The 18261-nt window shown below is 44.8% G+C and carries 15 protein-coding genes; 11 read left to right on the forward strand and 4 right to left on the reverse strand.

Annotated elements, in window-relative coordinates; translation table 11 throughout:
* Window positions 1–86 precede the first annotated feature (86 nt).
* From MD536_RS16805 to MD536_RS16820, 4 genes are read left to right on the forward strand one after another with little or no spacing between them, the layout of a single operon-like run.
* Window positions 87–1145: a sensor histidine kinase gene (locus MD536_RS16805; RefSeq protein ID WP_239602255.1), complete on the forward strand. Its 1059-nt coding sequence runs from the start codon at window positions 87–89 to the stop codon at window positions 1143–1145.
* Window positions 1146–1155: 10 nt separating this feature from the next.
* The gene (locus tag MD536_RS16810; RefSeq protein WP_234867813.1) at window positions 1156–1887 is read left to right on the forward strand and encodes a LytR/AlgR family response regulator transcription factor; all 732 of its coding nucleotides are present in this window, start codon (window positions 1156–1158) and stop codon (window positions 1885–1887) included.
* A 45-nt stretch (window positions 1888–1932) separates the two neighbouring features.
* Window positions 1933–3222: a M28 family peptidase gene (locus MD536_RS16815; protein ID WP_239602257.1), complete on the forward strand. Its 1290-nt coding sequence runs from the start codon at window positions 1933–1935 to the stop codon at window positions 3220–3222.
* A complete protein-coding gene (locus tag MD536_RS16820) occupies window positions 3222–4166 on the forward strand; it encodes a M28 family metallopeptidase (protein ID WP_239602259.1) in 945 nt (314 codons plus the stop codon). The genes MD536_RS16815 and MD536_RS16820 overlap by 1 nt, the downstream gene beginning before the upstream one ends.
* Here the strand turns inward: MD536_RS16820 and MD536_RS16825 are convergent.
* Both MD536_RS16825 and MD536_RS16830 read right to left on the reverse strand, forming a co-directional pair.
* Entirely contained in the window at window positions 4153–4911 is a 759-nt protein-coding gene (locus MD536_RS16825; protein ID WP_234867816.1) for a phosphoglycerol geranylgeranyltransferase, read from the reverse strand. The two genes, MD536_RS16820 and MD536_RS16825, sit on opposite strands and share 14 nt — an antisense overlap.
* Window positions 4912–4969: 58 nt before the next feature.
* On the reverse strand, window positions 4970–5722 hold the full coding sequence (locus tag MD536_RS16830; RefSeq protein ID WP_239602260.1) for a DUF2490 domain-containing protein: 753 nt from the start codon (window positions 5720–5722) through the stop codon (window positions 4970–4972).
* A 255-nt stretch (window positions 5723–5977) separates the two neighbouring features.
* Here MD536_RS16830 and MD536_RS16835 point away from each other — a divergent pair, with 255 nt between their 5' ends.
* From MD536_RS16835 to MD536_RS16850, 4 genes are all read left to right on the forward strand, one after another.
* Entirely contained in the window at window positions 5978–9343 is a 3366-nt protein-coding gene (locus MD536_RS16835; protein WP_239602262.1) for a vitamin B12-dependent ribonucleotide reductase, read from the forward strand.
* A gap of 433 nt (window positions 9344–9776) precedes the next feature.
* Entirely contained in the window at window positions 9777–11132 is a 1356-nt protein-coding gene (locus MD536_RS16840; RefSeq protein ID WP_239602264.1) for an alkaline phosphatase D family protein, read from the forward strand.
* 3 nt (window positions 11133–11135) lie between these two features.
* Window positions 11136–11612 (forward strand): YcxB family protein, encoded by a 477-nt coding sequence (locus MD536_RS16845; RefSeq protein ID WP_239602266.1) that lies wholly within the window; start codon window positions 11136–11138, stop codon window positions 11610–11612.
* Window positions 11613–11675: 63 nt separating this feature from the next.
* Window positions 11676–12746 (forward strand): fatty acid desaturase family protein, encoded by a 1071-nt coding sequence (locus MD536_RS16850; RefSeq protein WP_239602268.1) that lies wholly within the window; start codon window positions 11676–11678, stop codon window positions 12744–12746.
* A gap of 8 nt (window positions 12747–12754) precedes the next feature.
* Here the strand turns inward: MD536_RS16850 and gldB are convergent, their stop codons facing one another.
* Window positions 12755–13774, reverse strand: a complete 1020-nt coding sequence (gene gldB, locus MD536_RS16855; protein ID WP_239602270.1) for a gliding motility lipoprotein GldB — start codon at window positions 13772–13774, stop codon at window positions 12755–12757.
* An 81-nt stretch (window positions 13775–13855) separates the two neighbouring features.
* Here gldB and MD536_RS16860 point away from each other — a divergent pair, with 81 nt between their 5' ends.
* Complete coding sequence (locus tag MD536_RS16860; RefSeq protein WP_239602272.1) at window positions 13856–15565, forward strand: NAD+ synthase; 1710 nt, start codon at window positions 13856–13858, stop codon at window positions 15563–15565.
* 88 nt (window positions 15566–15653) lie between these two features.
* On the opposite strand, the gene MD536_RS16865 is transcribed toward MD536_RS16860, so the two are convergent.
* A complete protein-coding gene (locus MD536_RS16865) occupies window positions 15654–16130 on the reverse strand; it encodes a lipocalin-like domain-containing protein (protein WP_239602274.1) in 477 nt (158 codons plus the stop codon).
* 144 nt (window positions 16131–16274) lie between these two features.
* Here MD536_RS16865 and MD536_RS16870 point away from each other — a divergent pair, with 144 nt between their 5' ends.
* Complete coding sequence (locus tag MD536_RS16870) at window positions 16275–17276, forward strand: AAA family ATPase (protein WP_239602276.1); 1002 nt, start codon at window positions 16275–16277, stop codon at window positions 17274–17276.
* 72 nt (window positions 17277–17348) lie between these two features.
* A complete protein-coding gene (locus MD536_RS16875; protein WP_239602278.1) occupies window positions 17349–18260 on the forward strand; it encodes a DUF58 domain-containing protein in 912 nt (303 codons plus the stop codon).
* The last annotated feature ends 1 nt before the right edge of the window (window position 18261 follow it).

Raw genomic sequence — 18261 nt, forward strand, 5'->3', positions numbered from 1 at the left:
CCGGCCAGTTACCCCCGTCCCAATTTATTTGGCCATTAGTACAATTCGGTATATTAGGGGTGGAACAAACAGCTAGATTTGCCTATATGCTACCACGCGGAATTAAATATTATTGGATTTGCCAGGTACTGGGCTGGACCTTCGTGGCCCTGACTATGGTAATTTTCGTATATACATTTACCCCCTCCAAGATTGATCAGCGCCTGTTTGTGCGGGTGGGACTGATATTCATATCCGGGATTTTTACCACCCATATGTTCCGGGCCTTTATCAAGCGGAGCGGCTGGTTATTATTGCCGATTGAAAAAGTGATTCCCCGGATGGCATTGGGAATTGTAATAACTAGTCTGCTTTGTAGCATCTTGTTTATGGCACTGGTGCAACTCTTTGATGTTCAGACTGATGTGCAGCGTAGGATCGATTTTCCAGCCCGATTACTCGGGGCTACCCTGGATATTGGTCTTTTTATAATTCCCTGGACGCTGATCTATTATATTTACCATTATGTGGCGAAGAGCCGGAAACAGGAAGTAGATACCCTTAAACTGGAAGCGCTGGTAAAAGAACTGGAGCTTAAAACCATCAAAGCCCATATCAATCCGCATTTCATTTTTAATGCCCTCAACAGTATCCGGGCGTTGATTGATGAGAACCCCAGCCGGGCCCGGGATGCCATCACGGAACTCAGCAATATTCTCCGCAGTAGTATGCAATCTGAGAAATCTGAAACGGTACCACTGGAGAAAGAGCTGAATATCGTACGGGATTACCTGGCACTGGAACATATCCGGTTTGAAGACCGGCTGAAAGTGGAATACCAGATTGATGAAGATACCCTCGATCAACCCATTCCGCCCATGATGTTGCAAACCCTGGTGGAGAATGCAATCAAACACGGAATTGGTAAGCAGATGAAGGGGGGAGTAGTGCGCATTATTTCTGATTTCCGGGATAATTACCACGAATTACTGGTACAAAATACCGGACGCTTATCCGGACATATCAATGGTGATGGCTTTGGAATCAGCAGTACCCGCAACCGGCTGCAGCTTCTTTTTGGCGATAAAGCAGATTTCCATATCCAGGAGAGTAATGGCAATATGGTGGAAGCGAGAGTAAAAATTCCGGTAACAGAACCCGCTTAAACGAACACTTATGATAAAGGCAGTACTGATCGACGATGAACGTCTGGCCCGTACAGAACTAAGAAAATTATTATCCGAATTCCCTGAAATTGAAGTGATCGGTGAAGCTGCCAATGCGGCCGAGGGAATCGATGTAATTGAAAACCTCCAGCCTGACCTGGTATTCCTCGATATCCAGATGCCGGGAAAAACCGGTTTTGATATGTTGAGCGAACTGGGTAAAGCGCCGCATGTAATCTTTACTACTGCCTACGATGAATATGCCCTCAAGGCATTTGAAGTAAATGCACTTGATTACCTGCTCAAGCCGGTGGATACCAAACGCCTGGCAGATGCCATTAATAAATTACATGTGGCTGAAGAGAAGGAAGCTATGGCACCCGCCATCAGTTCCAATCGTAGTTTACTCAGCGAACACGACCAGGTATTTGTAAAAGATGGAGAACGTTGCTGGTTTGTAAAATTGAGTGATATTCGGTTATTCGAAAGCGTTGGGAATTATGCCAAGGTTTTCTTCGGTAACAACAAACCGCTGATCCTGAAATCACTAAATGCGTTGGAAGAAAGGCTGGATGAAAAGGTTTTTTTCCGTGCCAACCGAAAACATATTGTCAACCTGCGACTGATTGAAAAAATTGAACCTTATTTTAACGGCGGACTCCTGTTAGAATTGAAAGGTGGTGAAAAGATTGAAGTGAGCAGGCGGCAAACAGTGAAGTTTAAGGAGATGATGAGCCTGTAAGGAAGTATGAATTATGAATTGAGAATTAAGAATTAAGAGATGGATATGAAGTATATATTGATGATGGGGGCGCTGGGATTGGCGCTTCAGGTAAATGCACAGAAGAAATCTAAGAAAGAACCCGGTATTGATATCAAGGAAGTAAGCAGGATTGAAAAGACCCTCTCTGCGGATGATATGGAGGGAAGAAGAATTTTTACTCCGGGTATAGATAAAGCAGCCAATTTTATTGCTGCCGAGTTTGAAAAAATCGGACTAGAGAAGCTTCCTAACAGTAATAGTTACCTGCAATCTTTCAAGATGCTGAAGCCCAATCAGATTACTGCTTCAGTTACTGCCAATGGTAAGGTACTGGATGATAAAAGTTTCTTTGTTGTTACGCCAAAGGAAAACCTGGTAGTAACAGAAAGCACCGGTTTTGAATTGGTTGCCATTAAAGCAGGCGGCAACTTTATGCAGGAAGCATACGGACATGTTTCCTCCGGTAAAAACAAAGTGGTAGTAGTAGATCCTTCCTACGCATCTAATTTCGGAAGGCTTTCCTTTTTCAAAAGACAGATGATGGAAGGTGGGGCTTCTACAATTTTCATTTTATCCGCTGAGCCGCCGACCAGCTTTTCAGTTACTGCCAATCACCAGTTTGAGGTGTCCAAACTTCATAATGTGGTAGGTGTATTGCCTGGAAAATCCAAAAAGAATGAGTATGTAATCTTTTCCGGACATTATGATCACCTCGGTATCGGTAAGCCTGTGAATGGCGATTCCATTTTCAATGGGGCGAATGATGATGCTGCTGGTACTACTGCGGTAATCATGCTGGCAAAGTATTTTAAACAACTACGTAATAATGAACGCACCATTCTTTTTGCAGCCTTTACTGCAGAGGAAATGGGAGGTTATGGTGCTACATATTTTTCGCGTCAGTTCGATCCGGCTACTGTAATGGCCATGTTCAATATTGAGATGATTGGTACGGAGAGCAAATGGGGTACAAACTCCGCCTATATTACAGGATATGAAAAATCCAGTATGGGTGAGATCATGAAGAAGAACCTGGAAGGAACAGGATTTACATTTCATCCGGACCCCTATCCTGATCAGCAGTTGTTCTATCGTTCTGACAATGCTACATTGGCCCGTTTAGGTGTTCCTGCACATACCATTTCTACTTCTAAAATGGACAGTGAAAAATATTATCATACCGTAGATGATGAGTTTGAGACACTGGATATGGAAAACATGACCCGTATCATTCGTGCGATTGCGCTTAGTTCAAGAACTATTGTTGCAGGTACGGATACACCAACAAGGGTAGATACATCCAGTTTGCGTTGATGAGATCTGGTCATATTGCGCTTGCTTTTGTCTTTAGTTGTTTGCTGCTGACGCAACGGGCTTCAGCGCAGTTAGCTGTTGACAGTAGTACCGTATTGGAAGATATCCGTAGCTGGATGGAATACCTGACAACTGACCGCTTGAGAGGTCGGGTGGAAGGCTCTCCGCAAAACCAGGAAGTTACCAGGGCTATTGCTGACTATTTCTCCAACCTGGGATTAAAACCTTACCTCGATAGTGGTCTGCTGCATACTTTTTACCGGGATGATACAGATACTTCCATATCAACCAGTAATGTGATCGGATGGCTGCCCGGTTATGAAAAGCCCGAAGAATTCATTGTTCTTTCTGCGCATTTTGATCATGTTCAGGTTGGGTATTACAACAAAACTGATAAAATCTACAACGGGGCAAATGATAATGCATCCGGTACGTCTGTATTGCTGGCAATTGCCAGGCAACTGGTACTCACGGGACCGCATAAGCGTAGTATTCTTTTTTGTGCTTTTAATGCAGAAGAGGCCGGACTTATAGGTTCTGCCGACTTTGCCGAAAAAATCAACCCTGAACAGGTAGTCGCCGGTATTAATCTTGAAATGCTGGGTTATCCTCAGTATGGCAGGCAAACAGTTATGCTGACGGGCATGTACAATTCAGATTTATACAAGCTATTGCGCAAGCGTGCAGCAGAAGCCTCTATCCGCTTTCGGAGAGAACGTGGTGATCTGTTTGAACGCTCTGATAATTATTCTCTGGCTAAAAAGGGTATTCCTGCACATACGATTATGGCAAGTGATGATAGGGAGCCTTGTTATCATCGTCCCTGTGATGAATTAAAGCGTATGAACATTCCCAATATGGCTGAGCTTGCCAAAGGAATCATCTATATGATGGAAGGCTTGCTGGACGGTTCTGAAACACCAACGAGAATCAGGGTGCAGTAGCACTTAGAGCATGAATGGCGGCACTCATTTCACGGATTAGTCCCGGATCTTTTTCAATCGCATTGCCCACTACGATCAGGTCTGCACCTGCCCTGCAATTCCGGTAGGCTTTTTCGGGATCGGTAATTCCACCTCCAATAATAAGCGGAACTGTGATCTGTTCTGCCACTGCGGCAATCATGGATTCCCGGATGGGGATTCGGGCTCCGCTGCCGGCATCCATATAAATAAGTTTCATTCCCAGCATTTCCCCGGCCAGTGCTGTACAAAGCGCGATTTCATTTTTATCAGATGGAATAGGACTTGCATTGCTGATATAGGAAACCGTGGTAGGCGCACCCCCATCAATTACCATATATCCCGTACTCATGATTTCCAGTCCGCTTTGTTTTACAAAAGGCGCGCTGATCACATGTTGTCCGATTAATAACTCGGGATTTCTGCCTGAGATCAGGGAGAGGTAAAGCAGCGCATCTGCGTACCGGGAAATTTGAGAGGGGCTGCCGGGAAAGAGAATTACCGGAATATCGGTTAGAGACTTGATCGCCTGTATACATTCATCCAGGTGATTGGAGATAACCAGGCTGCCGCCTACCAGCAGATAATCAACCCGGGCATCCAGGGCAAGTTGCACCAGGGCCGGAATTTCAGCAGGCCGGACTTTATCCGGGTCAATCAGAACGGCAAAAGATTTCTGTTTTGCCTGCTTGCTATTTTGTATCTGTTGATAGATGCCTTTTTGCATTCAAAAGGTAATGGCTAGGGGCAAAAATGCAAAAAAATGCTGGTATGCCCAATTGTGCTTAGAAACGGGTGTATGCAGCAAGCTGAATTACATGGTTATTCACAAAGGCATCTGCCCGCCCCTTTACATGTTGATTCAGGTAGCCCAATTCCACATCAATCTTAGGCTGGATGCGGTATCCGGCGCTTAGTAACAAACGGTTCTGGTCAAAGATTTTTCCATTTACAGGTGTTTTATCCCCAAAATTGAACATCACTTCATTTTGCAATCCTGCAAACAAGCCTTTCTTAAATGGAAATTCCTGTTTGACTGGAATGACAGTCCGGAAAAAATACCGGAACCTGTTCGCATAGGTATTACCGTCAGCCGACAGGTTGTAGTTTTCAATGGAAGGCTGCATTAAAAAGCGTTGTTCAAGACGAAGCCGGTGGGTAATGGTGTTTTTTCCAATGATGGGATGTGTATAGAGGGCCTGCTGCCAAAGCCGATGTTCCGGTAAGTAGCCAGTTACGTTAACAGGCTCATCTGCTGGTCCGGGTACTATAAAACTCCTTCGGTTTGTAATATACCCATACCCTGCAGTCAGTACCAGGCGGTCGTTTAGGTGGTAATTCAGTCCGGGACGCAATAGTAGGGTAGACATGGTGGAGTACTGATCACCTGAACGCCACTGTGCATCAAAATGGATACTGAATTTTTTATTGATTTTGGTGGTGGTAAAAGCTGCCAGCCAGGTGGTATGGATAGTTTGGGCCTTTACCAGCAAGGAAGAGACCAAAAGCAGGAGAATCAGAGTGTAAGTACGCACCATAGAACCTTAACTTTGTAAAGAGCAGGCAAGATAGCAAAGGATTTTGTAGGGAACCACCAAATAATTTTTTCCTGAATTGGTGGATTTTGACGCAAATCCAGCAGGAATAAGGATAATGAAATAATCCCCATCCTTTATCCACATAGGTGGATATTTCCGGGTCGGAATTTAGGTTGGAGGCTGCTATTTTCGTTATTCACGATCTCCTCACGGAGATTTAAAGATTACATAACACAAAATCTAATAAAATATTGTATGGCCAGCAAAAAAACAGCCGTAAAGGGGCTTGAGTTCCCCCGTCGCTTTACACGCGATGATGTGTCTGTATTCGATCAGTTTGAATACGACTACCGGACTTCCATTATCCGCAACCCCAGCGGTGAGGTAGTGTTTGAAATGAACAACGTGGAGGTTCCGAAAGGCTGGAGTCAGATTGCTACCGATATCCTGGCGCAGAAGTATTTCCGCAAGGCGGGTGTACCCCAGCCGGATGGCAGCCTGGGTCGCGAAACTTCGTCCAAGCAGGTAGCTCACCGTATGGCGCATTGCTGGCGCGTTTGGGGTGAACGCTATGGTTATTTTGCATCTGAAAAAGATGCGCAGGTTTTTTACGAGGAACTGGTATACTCCATCCTCGACCAGGCCTGTGTTCCTAACAGTCCACAGTGGTTCAATACCGGCTTGTATGAGTGTTATGGCATTGCTGGTAAACCCCAGGGACACTATTATGTAGACCAGCTGGATGGTCAGCTAAAGAAATCTACCTCCGCGTATGAGCGTCCCCAGCCACATGCCTGCTTTATCTTAAGTGTTGAAGATGACCTGGTGAATGAAGGTGGTATCATGGATCTCTGGGTTCGGGAAGCCCGGATCTTCAAATATGGTTCCGGTGTAGGAACCAACTTCTCGAATGTTCGTGGTGAAGGGGAGAAACTCAGTGGTGGCGGTACCTCATCCGGCCTGATGAGCTTCCTGAAAATTGGTGACCGTGCTGCAGGTGCAATTAAAAGTGGTGGTACAACCCGCCGGGCGGCTAAAATGGTTTGCCTGGACCTGGATCACCCGGAAATTGTACAGTTCGTTGACTGGAAAGTAGAAGAAGAGAAAAAAGTAGCTGCACTTATAGCAGCCGGGTATGCAAGTGATTATGAGGGAGAAGCCTATCGTACCGTAAGCGGACAAAACTCCAACAACTCTGTTCGTATCCCCAACAGCTTCTTTGAAAAACTGGAGAACAACGAAGACTGGGAATTGAAAGCCCGCAGTGATGGACGGGTGATGAAAAAAGTGTCTGCCCGCGAACTTTGGAATAAAATCTCCTATGCGGCATGGCGTTGTGCGGATCCCGGTACACAATATGACACTACTATCAATGAGTGGCATACTTGTCCGGAAGGAGGTCCTATCCGTGCTTCCAACCCCTGCTCTGAGTACATGTTCCTCGACAATACAGCTTGTAACCTGGCATCCGCCAACCTGATGAAATTCTTCAACAAGGACAACAATATGTTCGATGTGGAAGGATATGCATACAGCTGTCGCCTTTGGACTGTAGTACTGGAGATTTCTGTACTAATGGCACAATTCCCTTCTAAAGAAGTGGCACAGTTGAGCTTTGATTACCGCACACTGGGACTTGGTTTCGCAAATCTCGGTACCATGCTGATGGTAAGTGGTATTCCATACGACAGTGAAGAAGCCCGTGGAATCGCAGGAGCGATCTCTGCTATTATGACAGGGGTAGCGTATAAAACATCTGCGGAGTTGGCCCAGATTCTTGGACCATTCGCCAAATACAATGAGAACAAGGAGCATATGCTGCGGGTAATGCGCAATCACCGCGCTGCTGCATATGATGCTTCTGAAGCATATGAAGGATTGAGCATCAAGCCTCAGGGTATCCAGGCGAAATACTGCCCGGATTACCTCCTGAAAGCTGCTACCAAAGCCTGGGATGAAGCAGTTCAACTGGGTGAGAAATATGGTTATCGCAACGCACAAACAACCGTGATTGCACCAACCGGTACCATTGGTCTGGTGATGGATTGTGATACCACAGGTGTGGAGCCTGATTTTGCCCTGGTGAAATTTAAAAAACTGAGTGGTGGTGGTTATTTCAAGATCATCAACCAGTCTGTACCATCTGCACTGAAAAATCTTGGTTATACAGAGAAAGAAATTGATGCCATCATTAAATATGCAGTGGGTGCAGCCAGCTTCTCCGGAGCTCCGTTTATCAATCACCAGACACTGAGTGAAAAAGGATTTATCGCGGAAGAAATCAAGAAGCTGGATGATGCAGTGAAGGCTGCCTTTGAAATTGGGTTTGTTTTCAACAAATACAGCCTCGGTGAAGCCTGCCTGGAGCGTTTAGGATTTACTGCAGATCAATACAACGACTGGAATTTCAACCTGCTGGAAGCACTCGGGTTTACCGAAGAGCAGATTGATGCAGCAAATGATTATGTATGCGGTACCATGACTGTTGAAGGTGCACCTTATCTGAAGCAGGAGCACCTGGCAGTATTTGATTGTGCCAACAAATGTGGTAAGAAAGGTGAGCGTTATATCCATGCACATGGACATATCCGGATGATGGCGGCAGTTCAACCTTTTATCAGTGGCGCTATTTCCAAAACCATCAACCTGCCGAACGAAGCAAAAGTGGAAGAGATTGCTGATTGTTACATGTTGAGTTGGAAACTTGGATTGAAAGCGAATGCACTTTACCGTGATGGATCCAAACTCAGCCAGCCGTTGAGCAATAAGAGCGATAAGAAGAAGAAAGGAGAAGAGGAGAAGGAAGCAGAAGTGAAAGAGGAAACTGCAAACAGTTCCAACATCATTGATCTTGGCAAACTTACTGTAGAGGACCTGTTGGAAGAAGTACAGAAGCGGGTACAGGCATCTCCTGATACCAAATTGAAGCGTCAACTTGCAAGAATTGTTGAACGGCGTACACTGCCGGCTAAACGTCGGGGTTATACGCAGAAAGCGAAGATCAATGGTCAGGCACTCTTTGTAAGAACCGGTGAATATGGTGATGGTACACTGGGTGAGATCTTCATCGATATGGCCAAGGAAGGAGCTACCATGCGCAGCATGCTGAACTGTTTTGCAATTTCAGTATCCATCGGTTTACAGTATGGTGTTCCCCTGGAAGAGTTCGTGGAGAAATTTGTATTCACTCGCTTCGAGCCAGCTGGTATGGTAGATCATCCGAATATCAAGAGCACTACTTCCATTGTGGACTTTATCTTCCGTTCACTGGCTTATGAATACCTGGACCGGACCGATCTGGTGCATGTACTGGACAAACCGGAAGTGATGAATACCGGGGAAGATGAGTGGGATGAGGTACCAGCAAGGGAGTTTGAAAAAAAAACACCTGAATTAAGTGATGTACGGGTTGTGGCCGGTACCAAGCAGCCGGAAGCTACTAAATCAGCCAAACCAACTGCTATAAAGGCAAGTGCAGCAAGTGGTTATGATGCGTTAAACCAGGCAAATAAGTCCATGCAGAGCGATGCTCCGGCTTGTAATGTCTGTGGCCATCTGACCATCCGCAGCGGCACCTGCTATAAATGTCTGAACTGTGGCAACAGCCTCGGATGTAGCTAGTACCAAATGAATTACATGGACGGTTTCTAATAGAAACAAAGCCCCTGGTTTCTACCCGGGGCTTTTCTTTTTTGGTTCGCTCGTCGAAAAATTTATGTTGCAGATTTTCTAAAAGATTGATTTTCAATTATACTCTTAGAAAACGGGAAGATGGGTTACATACTATTGGCATAAAATTGGCGTTTGGAAAATGATATTTATTCACGAAATCCGAGACTATGCAAAAACTCCTGGCTGTTCTGGCTATAGTGGTATTCCTCGCATCTTGCAAGGCTGTTTCACCCGCGGAAGCGGCAAGCGGTCGGTACAAGCACTGCAGGGCTATCCGATAAGCCTGATTGGTTAAATGAATTGACAAAATACCCCTCTTTCTCCTGAATGGGGGGTATTTTGTTATGGGGCTTTTACTACTTTGCAGTTTCAAACAATAAATATGAAAGGCTTTGTTTTGGTGGTGACGATGCTATTGACTGTTCTTGTGAATGCACAATCGAAAGGCGGATTGTTATCCGGACCTATGCTGGGACAGAACGATTATCGTACTGCAAAAATTTGGATGGAACCGGCACCTGAGGTAAAAACGCTGGCCATCCGGTACTGGAAAAAAGGAAACAGTAGCCAGGCAAAAAATAAAGTCCTGAATATTGGGACTGTTGGCGGGTTGGTGGATTTTAATCCGGTTCAAACAGAAATCGGCGGCCTGGAACCCGGCACTTCTTACGAATACAGAATTATTATCAATGGAAAGGAAAGTACTTACTCCGGTGAGTTTACTACCCGTGAATTATGGCAATGGCGGAAGCCGGCACCTGATTTCAGTTTCCTGACGGGAAGTTGTACCTATTTCAATGAGCCGGAATTTGACCGCCCCGGTAAACCATATGGCCTTGACTCTTCCATTTTTGAAACGATGGCCAGGGAAAAAACTGCCTTTATGTTGTGGCTGGGTGATAACTGGTATACCAGGGAAGTTGATTATACCTCCGAGTGGGGATTGTGGTATCGCGCCAGCCGAGACCGCAGTATGCCAGTTCTTCAACCTTTTTTAAAAGCAATGCCGCATTATGCGATCTGGGATGATCATGACTATGGTCCGAATGATCTTGGTAAAAGTTATCACCTGAAACCTACCACGCGGGAAGTTTTTAAAAACTATTGGGCAAATCCTTCTTATGGCAATGGACGGGAAGGAATTTATACCAAACTATCCTATAATGATGTGGATTTCTTTTTGCTGGATGACCGTTCCTGGAGAACAGAAGACGATATGCCTTCTACCATAAACGGACAACCGAATCCGGATAAACAGATGTTGGGTAAAGAGCAGCTCGATTGGTTGAAAAATGCCCTTGTGGCCAGCCAGGCAAGCTTTAAAATTATTGTAGTTGGCAGCCAGGTGTTGAATCCTGTTTCTCCTTTTGATAAACTGCTCGATTTCCCGGCAGAATACAATGAATTAACCGGCTTTATTGAGGAGCAGAAAATCAGTGGCATTCTTTTCCTAACAGGTGATCGTCATCACTCAGAAATCATTAAAGTCAACCGGATCAACAATTATCCATTGTATGATATAACCGTATCGCCCCTGACCTCCGGAACACATGTATTTGGCGCCGCAGAAAAAGATAACCCCTACCGGGTGTATGGGCTCGATCAAAAACAGAATTATGGAAAAATTTCGGTTACGGGTGCACGTGGTAGCCGGCTGCTGACAGTTCAGTTCCTGGGCCTAAAAGGAGAGGACCTTGGTAATTGGAGCATTAATGAAAAAGACCTCAAAGCCAGATAATTCATGCAGATATCCTTTACTTACGACCGAAAGCAGGTTATCCAGGCACTCCGCTATCATTTTTTCACCAGGCCTGAAATCAGGATGCTGGTTATCCTGGTGAATGTTTTTACCATTGCTGCCGCCGTGCTCCTGTACTTTAAAAAGGTGAATCCACTGTCTTTTGTGTTCTTCTCCACCATCTGGATGATTCTGATGCTGGTCATTTGGCGATTGTTACCCAATAGTGTATATAAAAAATCACAGACATTCCGGGATGATTTCCTGATGCAGTTCCAGGAGGATGAAGTAATACTGGAAACCGAAAGGGGAAGGCAGGTATGGCCCTGGTCCAGGTTTAGCAAATTTGTGGAAACACCTTATTTTTTTCACCTCTATTTCGATAGCCGATCCTTCTTCCTCATTCCCAAGGATGCTTTTTCCACGATAACCGACCAGCAGGAAATCCGGGAAATGATTCGCAGTAAGCTTAAACATTAACACAAACGCATACAAGAAAAGTTTATATTACGCACTTTCAAAAAAGTGGAACAGTAGCCCTATATGCCCAAAGTAAGTTTTAACAACAAACAAAATTCGTTTGCCCAATCTCTGAAAACTAAAGTTGATCAGTATTTCTCCGAGAAGCAGATTAAGAAAACAGGAAACCTGGAACTCTATCTCAAAACAGCCATTCTGATTCCGGCGGCTTTGTTGATTTATGTCTTGTTACTGACTGTAAATATTCCGGGGGGCGTACAAGTCCTGATGGCAGGTTTACTTGGGGCCATATTAGCCAGTATCGGTTTTAATGTAATGCACGATGCCTGTCACGGTAGTTATTCCCAACGCAAATGGGTAAACGAACTATTGGGACTCAGCCTCAACGCCCTGGGAGGAAACGCATTTATCTGGAAATTCAAACACAATATCCTGCACCATACTTATACCAATGTGGATGGTATGGATGATGATATTGCCAAGAGTCCATTGATGCGCCAGTGCAGGAGCCAGAAATGGGTGCCAGCACATCGTTACCAGCATATTTACGTGGTGCTTGTTTATGCGATTTCATCTTTCGCATGGGTATTCATCATGGACTTCAACAAATACCTGAAACAAAAAGTGTATACTACTCCTTTGCAGAAAATGAGTCTGCAGGATCATGTGATTTTCTGGTTAAGTAAAGTATTATACCTGATTTTTTATGTTGCCATTCCGGTTTACCTGGTGGGTTGGGGTCCTTGGGCCCTTGGGTTTACCGCCATGCACCTGGTTATGGGATTGACTCTTGCCCTGGTTTTTCAACTAGCACATGTGGTGGAGCATACCGAATTCGAAGCTGCTCATGGGGAAGTAACTCAAATAGAAAATGCCTGGGCCGAACACCAGGTTCGCACCACTGCCAATTTTGCACCGGATAATCTTTTTGTAAACTGGTTTGTTGGAGGATTGAATTACCAGGTGGAGCACCACCTCTTTCCACGGATCAGCCATGTTCATTATCCCGCACTTAGTAAAATAGTTCAGGAAACCTGCCAGGAACATGGATTACCTTATCACACGTATCCAACCATGACTGCTTCTATGATTTCCCATTTCAGGATGATGAAAGCGCTGGGAGAAAAACCCTGAGCGGTATCTTAACGTGGCTTGTACTTGGATCCATCTAAGATTTCCCTGGGTGATAGTTGCATCAGTTTGCGGGGCTGAATGGATTTGTCCTGCTGGTCAGCGTACGCTTGTACAATGCGCATGCCAATCCATTGCCCGATGTTTCCAGGGGCGGCTGGTGGTAATCCCTGGGTACCCGGCCCTTCACCTATGTATAATTTCTGAATAGAGGGATCTGTGCTATAGAGAAATTCACTTTGTAAAAACATATTCCAGATCAGGCCCTCATTTTTTTCGCAGAACTCCAGCTGGGATTTTGTAAAACCTGTAACCAGGCTGTCTGCTGCATCCGGAAGAACCTGTTTGGTTAACCACCAGTACTTGCCCTGCTCAATCATCTTTTCGAGTAATGGAAAACCGGTTGAACGGTCGGGATAGAGATCCAGCAGCACTGCTTTCATCACATTCACGGGAATGTATTCTTTTTCAAACCGCCTGGAAATATAGGAGGGGAACAGTTCCTGTCCCTGTTGTGATGTATAAAAAGGGAAATCCTTTCCTGCATACAATTGCAGACCAATGGCGATAGCACTATCAGTAAGTGCAACACCTGGTGCATCAAAGGGACCCAGGTAGGCAATCAGCCTGGGCATTTTATAATCCGAAAAATAATAGGTCAGATAGCGAAACCCATTGTTCAATTCTTTTTCTGTATTATCAAGCTCTTTCAGATCCGTTTTAATAATCTCCGCAACCGGGTAATAGGTAGTAAAGAATTGCCGGTTGATAATGGGTAATACCTGGTTGGAATCTGATACCGGTCCGGCTCCCAAAATATTGGCCGTAAAATCATTGATGAAATAAGGATATTTTGAAACCAGGGTTTTCATCCCCTCCTGCAGCCGGTTGGAATCCAGTGCAAAATAATCCAGGTCGAATCGCTCGATTGGTGTATTTACCTTGATACCACTGATATCTGGGCGATTCTCATTATTGGAACAGGCTGCCAGGAAGATCATTCCTGGCAGGAACAGTTTGCTGAATTTCATGGGCAAAAAACGTTTGCGTATGGGTTTTGTTGTATGACGTACATTCGTACGATCTACCAAGTGGCAAAAATATTGAATCCGATGAAGATAGCACTGGCACAGCAAAACTACCATATTGGCAATTTTAGTTCGAATACCAAAAAGATACTGGAGGCCATCGGGGAAGCTCGCAATCAGGGGGCAGACCTGGTTGTGTTTTCTGAATTATGCGTATGCGGTTATCCACCCCGTGATTTTCTTGAGTTTGATGATTTTATCAACCAGTGTTATGCTGCTGTGGAAACCATCGCGAAAGAGAGTGTTGATATTGGAGTGATTATTGGAAGCCCGGCACGTAATCCGGCCAAAGAAGGAAAAGATCTCTTTAATGCTGCCTGGTTATTGTACGAGGGAAAAGTGCAGGGAGTGGCATATAAAACCTGTTTGCCAACTTATGACGTATTTGATGAATACCGCTATTTTGAACCCGCCTTTGAATGGAATGTGCTTGAGTTTAAAGGAAAGAAAATTGCACTGACCATTTGCGAAGATATGTGGGCGCTTAGTGAGAATCCACTCTACCGTGTTTGTCCGATGGATCAGTTGATCGGGCAGCAGCCTGATCTGATGATCAATATATCAGCATCGCCCTTTGATTACGATCATGATGATGATCGTAAGGAAGTGGTGAAAGCGAATATCCGCAGGTATCAATTGCCTATGTTTTATGTGAACTGTGTGGGTTCACAAACCGAGATCGTTTTTGATGGCGGAAGCCTGGTATATGCAGCATCTGGTGAATTGGTGAAAGAAGGGAAATACTTTGAAGAGGACCTGGTGGTAGTGGATCTGGAGGAAATGAATAAGCAGCAGAAAACTCCTGATGATGTGATTCGGTTACTCGATAAGGATATGCGGGTTTCGAAAATTGAGGATCCGGAAAAAATCATCGATTACCTGACTGCTGAAAATAATATCCGTCAAATACATGATGCACTGATTCTGGGCATTCGCGATTACTTCAGCAAGATGGGATTTAAAAAAGCGATTCTTGGGAGCAGTGGCGGCATTGACAGTGCAGTTACCCTGGCACTTGCCTGCGAGGCACTGGGTAAGGAGAACGTTAGGGCTATTTTGATGCCATCCCAATTCTCAACAGATCATTCTGTAAACGATGCGGTTGCATTGAGTCAGAACTTAGGAAACCCGTACGATATCATTCCAATCAAGCCGGTCTTTGATGCTTTTCTGGAATCGCTTGCACCGGTATTTGGCGACTTACCCTTTGGTATAGCCGAAGAAAATATTCAAAGCAGAACAAGAGGGAACCTGGTTATGGCGATCTCCAATAAGTTTGGATATATCTTGCTGAATACTTCCAATAAAAGCGAACTGGCTACCGGCTATGGCACCCTCTATGGAGATATGGCTGGTGGACTAAGTGTGTTGGGTGATGTGTATAAGATGCAGGTATTTGCGCTGGCAAGATTCATCAACCGGGAGAAGGAAATCATACCGAATAATATCCTGATGAAGCCGCCTTCTGCAGAATTGCGCCCGGGACAAAAGGATAGCGACAGTCTGCCTGAGTATGAAGTGCTGGATAAAGTATTGTATCAATATATAGAACGAAGAAAAAGTCCGGATGATATTATTCGCATGGGCATCGACGATAGTCTGGTTCAGCGCGTATTAAAACTGGTGAATACCAATGAATACAAACGCAATCAGTTTTGTCCGATAATCAGGGTGAGTGCGAAAGCGTTTGGAGTAGGCAGAAGGATGCCGATCGTAGGAAAATACCTGAGTTAAAAAGATTGAAAAATATAGCCCCCATATGGAAATACGGGGGCTTGTTTATGAAATCAGCAGATAAAAAAATATGGAACAGTAGTTCTTATTAATGGATGAGTTTGAAAATAATTCTTACCTCGGTACCGGTATCCGGATCTGTAATATCCAGGTAGGCTTCCATGGTGGTTTCATTTAAGGTAATGATGGTAGCATCACCAGAGAAAAAGGAACCTGGAATAGCAATATTCAGAATGGTTTCATTATTCTTTAACGACCAGGTGAAATTTTCTGAATCAGGGTCAGCAGGATCACACTTGGTAGCTCCTTCCCTGGAGATGCCGGTGCCATCTGTTTTGAATTCCAGTGTATTGTCTTTTTCACAGTTTTCCAGGGGATAAGGTAAATCCACCGTATTATTCTTATCAAGGTCCGCGCCTACAGAAGCAATCTTCCATAAACTGGCTGTAAGAAGGGCTGATTTTGATTTTGGTCCGTCATCATCATTGCTCTTCTGGCAGGAGAAGAGTGTGACAAGCAGAACAGAGCCTAATAAAAGCATGTTGGGGAACCTGCTTTTTATCATAAGGTTGGATTTTGCTATTAATAACTTTTTTTTAGGCCTTTTATTGCTTTCGCAAAAAAATATTCTTCCTACTGCTTGATTTTCAGATATTGGCGTAGGAATTGCTAAACTTGAGGTTGTATTTTGCATACTTAAATTTACTATATGTTGCCAACATCGGATGACATCAGGCAGTTAAATGATAAAATTAACCATCAGGCGGCCTTTATCGACCGGTTAAGGGATGAGGTGAGACAGATAATCGTAGGACAGCAATATATGCTGGACAGGTTATTAATAGGGCTCCTGAGTAATGGACATGTATTACTGGAAGGGGTGCCCGGGCTCGCGAAAACCCTGACCATCAAATCGCTGGCGCAGGCGGTACATGCAAAATTCAGCCGGATCCAGTTTACCCCGGATCTGTTGCCTGCGGATGTTATCGGAACGATGATTTACCACCAGCAGAAAAATGAATTCGTAGTTCGGAAGGGCCCCATCTTTGCCAACTTCGTTCTGGCAGATGAGATCAACCGGGCCCCGGCTAAAGTGCAGAGTGCACTGTTAGAAGCCATGCAGGAAAGACAGGTAACCATTGGTGATCAAACCTATAAACTGGATGAACCCTTCCTGGTACTGGCTACCCAAAACCCATTGGAACAGGAAGGTACTTATCCGTTACCGGAAGCACAGGTCGACCGTTTCATTATGAAAGTGGTGGTGGGTTATCCAAGTCGCCAGGAGGAACAACTTATTATCCGCCAGCAGGTGCAGGGCATGAGACCGCCCGTTATTCAACAGGTAGTTAGCATGAGTGAACTGGTGGAGGCAAGAGATCTGACACGCCAGATCTATATGGATGAAAAAATTGAACAATATATAATCGATATCGTATTTGCAACCCGCCGCCCCGCTGAATATGGCCTGGCAAAACTGGAACCGCTGATTTCATATGGTGGCTCTCCCCGTGCGAGTATCAACCTGGCACTTGCTGCAAAAGCACATGCTTATCTTTCTAAACGGGCATTCGTGATTCCGGAAGATGTGAAGGCGATTGCCAAAGATGTGCTCCGGCATCGGGTTGGACTCACCTATGAAGCGGAGGCGGAGAATGTAAATGTGGAACAGGTGATAGAGGATATTTTGGGAGCGGTACAGGTGCCGTAGTAATTTTTCCGGTCGGGTACTGAATCACTGGTATACGATAAACATGTTCCCGACCGGTAAAATTAGGGAGGAATGGAAAAGGGCGGAAAGGAAGAGGGAAACAAAGGAAACTACATGCTAACTACATCCGACATACTCAAAAAAGTTAAAGGGCTTGAAATTAAAAGCAAGCGCTTGACCCGGCATTTGTTTACCGGGGAATATCATTCTGCTTTTAAGGGCAGGGGTATGTCGTTTAAGGAAGTACGTGAGTATCATGCAGGCGATGATATCCGGTTTATTGATTGGAACGTATCAGCTCGTTTTAATGCCACCTTCAGCAAACTGTTTGAAGAGGAGCGCGAACTCACCGTGATCTTACTGGTAGATGTTAGTGCCAGCTCCTTATTTGGCACCGTGCACGCCCGCAAAAAAGACCTGGTTACTGAAATCGGGGCTGTATTATCTTTTTCCGCGATTAGCAACAATGATAAAGTTGGAGCAATTCTCTTCAGCGAAGGAATTGAACTCTATGTTCCTCCCAAAAAAGGGCGCGACCATGGTTTGTTTATCGTGCGTGAACTACTTACCCTTGAAGGAAAAAAGAAAGGTACCAATCTCACGCAGGCATTGAAGTTTCTAAACAATACCACCCGTCAGAAATGCATCGTATTTCTGTTGAGTGATTTCCTTGATCCTGATTTTGCAGATGCTTTGCGGGTTGCAGGAAAAAAACACGATGTGGTAGGCATCAAGGTTTATGATCCCATGGATATGAACCTTCCGGATGTTGGCTTACTGGATGTGGAAGATGCAGAAACGGGCGCCATCACAACCATCGATACCTCTGATTTCCTGGTACGCAAATCACATCATGATGCTTTTTTCCAGCACACGGAATGGACCAAACAGGTATTCAATAAAGCAGGGTGTGACCTCCTGCATATCTCTACCAAAGAAGACTACGTTAAAGTGTTACAGAAATTCTTTATTGGACGCGCCTGAT

Source organism: Flavihumibacter cheonanensis, assembly GCF_022352215.1.
GTDB lineage: Bacteria > Bacteroidota > Bacteroidia > Chitinophagales > Chitinophagaceae > Flavihumibacter > Flavihumibacter cheonanensis.